The sequence below is a fragment of the uncultured Campylobacter sp. genome, from assembly GCF_938030685.1.
GTDB lineage: Bacteria > Campylobacterota > Campylobacteria > Campylobacterales > Campylobacteraceae > Campylobacter_B.
Genome location: NZ_CALHHX010000154.1, coordinates 1 through 2,455 on the forward strand (window position 1 = coordinate 1; position 2,455 = coordinate 2,455).

Genomic DNA, 2,455 nt, shown 5'->3' on the forward strand with positions numbered 1-2,455 from the left:
TAAATCCAAATCCTCACGTTCAATTTTAAAATTTTAACGATACTCAAAAAGCTTAAAATTTCGCTCTTTATCTCGCTTGCGGGGTCGCGACGCAGCACGCTTTCATAGACGCTAGGCTCGAAATTATCGCGCCTAGTGTGTACAAAAATATGGATCCGCTGCTCTCTGATGCTCGCCCAGATCTGCGCTCTGAGCGCATCGCCCACCGCCAAAAATCGCTCCATAAATGCAGGGGTTAGCACGTACATCGCGTTTTGCGGCTCGTCGCTAAGCACCTTGTAGCGCGCGGCAAACTCCACGTTATCCATCGCAACGGGCTTTAGATCAATGTGCTGTTTGTTTTGTATCTCGCGCGGATAGATGAAAACGGGCGCGATGATGCGCTTGTTAAATTCCGCTACGAAAAACGCCCCCACGAGCTCGTGCTGCAAATTTTGATGAAAAAAGCTCACGTCGCTAAACTCAAAGCTCACCCCCTGCCACGCGCCGCCCACGCGGTCGTTGCCGCGCAGATTTTCGATGAACTCGAACAGATCGCTTTGCACCACGCGCCAAAACGGCACGCTGCCGTAGGAGACGTATTCGTAGCCGAGCTTGCGCACGAAAGGCGCCAGATAGTGCTGCTTATAGCTTTGGCGGTACCGCCCCGTAAAGATCTCTTGCATGCTTCTTACGCCGAGCGCGTAAAGCCGCGTCGCTAGCCACACCGCGAGCGCGAGCGCGGCCAAGCCTATCAACGCCTGCGGCAGGGCAGCGGAGTATTTGAAGATCAAAAACGAGATCGCGACCGCGCCAAATTTCAAAATATTTTCCGTGCCGATGAGATCCTTTTGCCAGCCGTTTAAGTGCACCTCGCGCAGACTCACGGCGAGCGAGGCGACCGCCAGCAGCATAAGCAGCGTCGCGCTAAAGCTCTGCACGCCCTGCCTGCGCGCGAAATACGCGATGGCGCCGAATACCGCAAACAGGGCCACCGTGCTTATGACGACGATAAACTTTAGCTGCTCCACGTGCTTTTTCGCGTCCAGTCGCAGGCGCTCCAAATCGTAAATAGTCAAAATTTCGCCTTTTTTAAAATTTACCCGCAATTTTAGCGAAATTCTAGGGATTTTGGAATTTCAAAGCTTACTCGTCCGCACATAATGTGAATTTTTTATATGGATTTTACACAGCCCCCTAAATTTAAGGATAAATTCAAAGCTCTAAGTTTAAAATTTCGTCGTAGTGGGGCGGCGCGCGGAAGTGAAATTTCGCATAAAAACGGCGCTAAATTTCGGCACGCGGAAGCAAAATTTAAAGCGAAATTTTTGCGCGCAAGCAAACCCCGCAAATCAAATCATGGAGCAAAAATGAGATATATTTTCGGGCCCGTCGCCTCGCGTAGGTTCGGGCGCAGCCTCGGCATCGATCTGAGCCCGCAGCGCAAGCAGTGCAACTTCAACTGCGTTTATTGCGAGCTGGGCGCAGCTAGGCCGGTGAGCGCGATGAGCGAGCCCTGTGAGATCGGCCCGGTTATCGCCGAGCTGAAAACCGCGCTGCAAAGCCACGCGGGCATTGATGTCATCACGATTACTGCGAACGGCGAGCCCACGCTGTATCCGCGCTTTGCAGAGCTCGTGGATGCACTAAAGGCGCTGAACCTGCCGCAGAAGCTGCTCGTTTTGTCAAACGGCTCGCTCGTGCGCGAAAATAGCGCGGCGCTAGCGAAGCTTGATATTTGCAAATTTTCGCTAGATAGCGTGCTTGCGAAAAGCTTTCGCAAGGTGGACGGCCCGCACGCGGGCATTAGCGCCGAGGATATCGTAAGCGCGATCGCGGATTTCGCGCGCGAGTTTCGCGGCGAGCTTGATATAGAAATCCTAGTCGTGCGCGGCATCAACGACACGCAAGAGGATTTCGCAGCGCTGAATGCGGCTTTAGCTCGCATCAATCCGCACCGGATCGATCTCGGTACGATCGATCGCCCGCCCGCATATCGCGTGCAGGGTGTGAGCGAGGCGCAGCTGCGCTATCTAGCCACTTTCATCGAAAATCAAAACGTAAATATCATCGCCGCGCCCAAATACGCAAGCGAGCGGCTGAGCTTTAGCGAGGATGAGATATTGCATACTTTGGCACGTCGTCCTCAGCGCACTAGCGACGTGGAGGCGATGTTTGACGAAAAAAGCGCACAGCTTTTAAAGCGCCTTGCGGATGCAGGCAAGGTTGTTTTCAAAGACGGTTTTTACGAGATCGCAAAAGGCTAGGGCGTTAAATTTTAAAAGTTCTTTTGCGGCGCAACGCAGCAAAAAGCGGTTTGCATGAAGGCGTCATCGCAGGCGGCGCCCGCCGTACGCAAGCTAGAGAGGCGGCGCAAAGACAGCGCGTTTAAATTTAATGCCGAAGTTGCGTTGCCATAGATAGAGCGCCTACCGCGCGAGCTAAAGGCAGCGCAATGCTAGCTAGCGTTAAATTT

At 53.2% G+C, this 2,455-nt stretch carries 2 protein-coding genes; one reads left to right on the forward strand and one right to left on the reverse strand.

Features of this window, described 5'->3' with window-relative positions; all coding sequences use genetic code 11:
- On the reverse strand, positions 1-1,058 hold a 1,058-nt coding region (locus Q0369_RS06975), incomplete at its 3' end, for a DUF3137 domain-containing protein (RefSeq protein ID WP_298097814.1).
- Between the two features lie 291 nt (positions 1,059-1,349).
- On the opposite strand from Q0369_RS06975, the gene Q0369_RS06980 reads away from it, so the two are divergent.
- Positions 1,350-2,246: a radical SAM protein gene (locus Q0369_RS06980; protein WP_298097817.1), complete on the forward strand. Its 897-nt coding sequence runs from the start codon at positions 1,350-1,352 to the stop codon at positions 2,244-2,246.
- Positions 2,247-2,455 lie beyond the last annotated feature (209 nt).